Origin of the sequence: Paraburkholderia sp. RL17-373-BIF-A (assembly GCF_046030175.1) — a bacterium.
Taxonomy (GTDB): Bacteria; Pseudomonadota; Gammaproteobacteria; order Burkholderiales; family Burkholderiaceae; genus Paraburkholderia.
Map to the genome: position 1 here is coordinate 1 of NZ_JARESO010000153.1, position 4,664 is coordinate 4,664.

A 4,664-nucleotide genomic window follows, 5' to 3' on the forward strand; every position below is an offset into this window, starting at 1 on the left:
CGAGATCGCCACGCTACTCGGCGGCTATGGCTCGAAATTTGAAATCCGTTTTGCCTGAACACTTAGTTGCTCAAAACGCCCCAAATTCCCATCGACCTACGTGCTCACGCTCACTTACGACGCAGTTGGCCGAAATTGCCGAAAAACTCGAAGAACTTAAGCAAAGTCTGCTGGAGCTGGATGTCGAGCTGGAAGTGAAACTCAACCCCAACATCCATGACCGGGAGATCCGCCTCGACAACGGCTGGATCATCAAAATCGGGCGTGGTTTAGATTTCTATCAGAAGCCGGGAGGCTGGTTCGAGGTTGGAGCGAACGATCTGAGCCTGCGAAAGTGCCTGGAGACCAAAGTGGATATTTTCCGGGGGTGAGGCTGGCTTTCGGCGGGAACGCCCTACCAACTCTTACGCTTTATTAAGGTTAGCGAATACTCATCTTAGCGAACGAGGGTTTGTCGTGATCGATTGTTGGCCATGGACATAATCGACGATCTCTGTAGAACCGCGTTGCTGATCAAAAGGCCACCCGTCACCGCGAGCATCCACTTCTTTGAAGAGATCAAAAGTGTCCGCCATTTTTCGCCCCCCTTTCCGGTTTGATTCAGCATAGGGCGCGCGTCGGTTACCTGTAAGGTTTTGGGGCACTGTGTGGGAAGCCCCACCCTGGGGAATCCTATGGCCGAGCGAAGCAAATTAAAATTAGCGCACGGGGAGCACTCGCGTTTCCTACTATTAGTGGGGTGCCAACGCTTTGCATCACTGATACGTGGCCCGGAACTAAGTCGTTCGGTGTGTTCACTGATCGGGATACCTTGCCCGAACTGGTCACCAACATGTACATCAGCTATCCGCTGCGCGCTTTTTTGTTGACTGGCCTGGTGTTGGCTGCCATGGGGGCGAACCTTGCGTCCAAGGCCGCCGACGGCGTGATTTTTACAGCCGATGCCATGGTGTTTCCGAGCGAACGGTATCTACTCACGACGCCGTCGGATGCGACCGTCGTCAAGGCGCCGGTGTTTGGCTCGGCGCACTTCCCCGCGCCCGATCTGCCGGCGGACCCAGATGCCCGGGCAGAAATCACTGCGAGCTGGTCGGTGGGCGATGGCGATGCCAACGCAGTCGCGCAAATGAACGACCCCGCCCCAAGGGGCGGGGTATCTTAAAACAGCGCGAGCTGATGATCTGAGTGGAGCTTGTGATACTCCTTGCCCTGATTCTTGACGTATCGACCTATCATCGCCTCGTCGCCATGCTTGCCGACCGTGCTCGCGAAGTAGCCGTCCGTCCAGAACTCCCCGCCCCACAGGATTTTCTTCACCTGCGGACACCGTCTGAATATCTCTCTCGCCGTCAGACTCTTCAACAGCGTGACGATCCTCGTCACGCTGTAGGTTGGCACCGACTGCACGAGAAAATGGACGTGGTCCTTGTCCGTTCCAATTTCCAGAAACTTGATCTGGTAGCGCTCGCTAATTTCAAGGCATACCTCCTTCAACACCTCGTCCACCCGTTCGTCGAACACCGCCCTGCGGTACTTCGCCGGAAACACCAGGTGATACATCAGCACCGTTACGTTATGGCTCTTATGGATGTATTCGCTCATCCACAAAGTCTACTTCTACGCCGCAAGCGGCGGGGAATCCGACCCAAAGAGAGTGAAGTACGACGCGAACGTGATGGATGCCATCGACACCAAGCGCAAGCGCGCCGAGCTGTACGACCGCTACCTGAGCGATTACGGGTTTGGCGGGATCGAGCCGGTGAACTACAACCTCCCCTGGAAGTGGGAGACAGACCCCGCCAAGCAGGCGGCGGCGAAGGGTGCGTTGAACTGGGTCACGCACACCGACTCTGACCTGAAGGGGGTTGAGCCAAGATAAGCGTTTATGCTCTGCAGAGGATAAACGCTTTTAGGCACAGTTCCGGTTTGTACACAGTTGGTCCGCTGACGATCCGATGTTTCTGGATTGCCGGCGGATCAACTGTAGATAATCAGAGTTGTTGCAGGAAGGCAAGCACGCTGTCGGTGGGCTTAAACCTAAGTGAAGTTGCGTCTGTGGGCGCGAGCTTCTCAAGGGCTCGCTCCTTTGTTGCCAGGTCAGCATCGATGTAGATGTGCGTGGTCTCGATACTCTCGTGACCGAGCCAGAGGGCGATGATACTGATGTCAATGCCAGCCTGCAGCAAATGTGCGGCGGTCGTGTGCCTCACGACATGCGGAGAAATTCGCTTGTCCATCAGGCCTGGACAATGCGAACTTGCCCGGCTGACGGCCTGTTGCAGAATGTAGTCGACACCGTTACGCGATAGCTGCCGGCCGCGGTGACTGGGAAACGCCAGCGACGTGTGGGCACCCTCCAGTTCACGGAACCATGCCTTCAGGATTTGGGCGGTGTTTGACCACAGGGGGATGCTCCGCTCCTTGCGGCCTTTGCCCTTCAGGTTAATGACCGTGCTGCTGCCGAACTGAACCTGCGCCTGCTCAAGCGCCGTGATTTCGGAAACACGAGCGCCGGTGTTATACAGCGTCAGCAGCAATGCATGATCACGGCGCCCGAGCCATTGGGACCGGTCAGGCGCAGTAAGTACCGCATCAACTTCGGCGCGGCTGAGCGACTGCACAAGCCGTCGATCGGTCCGCTTCGCAGGTATGGCAAGAATGCGTGTGGCCAGCCCAGCCAGTTCTGGATCGCACAGCGCAACCCATCGGAAGAAGCTGCGAATCGCTGCAAGCCTGACGTTGCGCGAACGTGCTGAGTTGTGTCGCGCAAATTCCAGATGATCGAGAAACGACAGAATGGTTGGCGCATCCAGCGCGGCCACGCGCAATGATGAAGGTTCGGTGTGGGTTCGATCCCGCACAAACTGGAGCAACATGCGAAACGTATCCCGGTAACTTGAAACAGTCCGAGGACTGACGTGTTTATGTGCAAGCAGATGCTCGACGAAGAAGCCCTGCAGCAGTGGGCCGATCATGGTGGTGGTCTTCATTTCGTTACTCCCTGGCTGGCGTATTCCCGAAATGCCGTCGCCGCGGTCAGCAGGAGCGCTGGTGTCGCGGTTAGGTACCAGTACGTTTCCACGGGACTGACATGTCCCAGATATACAGACAGATTGGGTATCCATTGCTGGACTGGCGCCCCCGCCAGGCACCATTGGGTCAGTCGCTCGACGGCGAACGTGTGACGAAGGCTGTGGAGGGTTGGTTGCCGTGCGCCGGAAGACGGCAGCATGCCTAGCCGGCGCGCCGTACGCGTAAACCAGGTCGCGAAGAATCCGTAGTTGATCGCCGTTCCGATTTCGGACATGAAGAACAGATCCGACAGCCCCGCATATCCCAGTTGCTCGCGAAGCCGCACGTAGGCCTTTAACTTCTCCGCCGCCGTCACATGCAGCGGCACGATCCTCGACTTGCGGAACTTGGTCTCGAGCACCAGGATCCTCGGCGGATCAGCGTCGAGTAGCACGTCGCTGCTGGTCAACCGGATGGCCTCGCCCGCGCGTATTCCGGTGCTGGCCAGCAGGCCGATCATCGACACGTACACGTGCGGCCGCAGCGTGCGACGGGGCCGCATCGCGGCGGCGGCATCAAGGATCCTGACGAGTTCCTGTTGCGTGAAGATGTAGGGCCGATGCCTCTGCGGCCGCGCAAGCAACCCGGGCCCGGGAATCTGCGTTTCGGGAACGCTGGCCCGCAGATAGCAAAGGAATCTTCTGACCGTGGAGAGGCGGCTTGCCTGCGCAGCAGGACCTCGGACGGATGATGGCCCGCATGCCCAGTTCACCACGAATTGAGCGTCAATCGGCCACCGCCCGTCAGGGGAGATCACGCACTCAATGAAGTTTCTCAGCAGGACCTTTCTGGCTGCATCGTTAAATCCCAGCGCCTCCCGAACAGCAAGATAGGCATCAAGATGGCTGCGCAATTCCAGGGGGCCGTTCATGATCTCGCTCCCGGCCATGGCAGTGCCACTTGCACGAGCGTGGCAACATCGAGCTTGGCGTAGATCGCCGTCGTCCCCAGCGAAACATGTCCCAGCACATCGGCAACGTCTTTGAAACTCGCTCCCCGGCACACCATCCGGGTTGCCGCCGAGTGGCGCAGCGCGTGTGCAGCGGCCGGGATACCCACCACGCCTGATCGGGCCATCGCGCGACGGACGGTTCCCGATATGACCGAAGAGTCCAGAATTGGCCCGTATGGCTCTTTGGTGCTCAGCAAGATCGTGCGACAGGGACTGAAAGGACGCTCATGATGGAGATAAGCATATAGCGCCTCACCAACATCCCGGGGCAAAGGCAGGCGTCGTTCGCGGCGGGACTTCCCAGGGCCGATCTCCACGAACCCCTCTGCCCAGTCGATATCGTCGAGCGTCAGGTGCCGGACCTCGCAGGCTCGCAATCCCATTCTCGCCAGGATCAGCAGGATGGCATGGTTGCGCAGCTCGTGTGGACTGCTGTCCAATGCTGCGCCGAGTACTCGCTCGGTTTCCTCGGCCGTAAGATGGACCGGCAGTGACGCGTGTTTCCATCGAGGCATCGAAGGAATCGCAGCTTCCAGTCCAGCGTCAATCAACCCGCAGAAAACGAGATACCTGAGCCATGCCCGCATCGCGGTCCCAGGTTTGTTGCGTGAGTGTCCGCGAAGGCGACCGGCCTCCTGCC

At 58.6% G+C, this 4,664-nt stretch carries 7 protein-coding genes; 3 read left to right on the plus strand and 4 right to left on the minus strand.

What is annotated here, in order from left to right:
- Positions 1–371 (plus strand): MIT C-terminal domain-containing protein (locus P0D80_RS48655; protein WP_408295508.1); only part of this gene is annotated, 371 nt, incomplete at its 5' end.
- 440 nt (positions 372–811) lie between these two features.
- Positions 812–1,162 (plus strand): hypothetical protein, encoded by a 351-nt coding sequence (locus tag P0D80_RS48660; protein ID WP_408295511.1) that lies wholly within the window; start codon positions 812–814, stop codon positions 1,160–1,162.
- On the opposite strand, the gene tnpA is transcribed toward P0D80_RS48660, so the two are convergent.
- Entirely contained in the window at positions 1,159–1,602 is a 444-nt protein-coding gene (gene tnpA / locus P0D80_RS48665) for an IS200/IS605 family transposase (RefSeq protein ID WP_408295514.1), read from the minus strand. The two genes, P0D80_RS48660 and tnpA, sit on opposite strands and share 4 nt — an antisense overlap.
- On the opposite strand from tnpA, the gene P0D80_RS48670 reads away from it, so the two are divergent.
- Positions 1,589–1,879, plus strand: a complete 291-nt coding sequence (locus P0D80_RS48670; RefSeq protein ID WP_408295517.1) for a hypothetical protein — start codon at positions 1,589–1,591, stop codon at positions 1,877–1,879. The two genes, tnpA and P0D80_RS48670, sit on opposite strands and share 14 nt — an antisense overlap.
- Positions 1,880–1,991: 112 nt before the next feature.
- On the opposite strand, the gene P0D80_RS48675 is transcribed toward P0D80_RS48670, so the two are convergent.
- The 3 genes from P0D80_RS48675 to P0D80_RS48685 form a co-directional block, all read right to left on the minus strand.
- The gene (locus P0D80_RS48675) at positions 1,992–2,990 is read right to left on the minus strand and encodes a tyrosine-type recombinase/integrase (RefSeq protein WP_408295520.1); all 999 of its coding nucleotides are present in this window, start codon (positions 2,988–2,990) and stop codon (positions 1,992–1,994) included.
- Entirely contained in the window at positions 2,987–3,943 is a 957-nt protein-coding gene (locus P0D80_RS48680; protein ID WP_408295523.1) for a tyrosine-type recombinase/integrase, read from the minus strand. Before P0D80_RS48680 ends, P0D80_RS48675 begins: the two co-directional genes overlap by 4 nt.
- The coding region (locus tag P0D80_RS48685) for a tyrosine-type recombinase/integrase (RefSeq protein ID WP_408295526.1) at positions 3,940–4,664 on the minus strand (725 nt) is incomplete at its 5' end. The genes P0D80_RS48685 and P0D80_RS48680, both read right to left, overlap by 4 nt.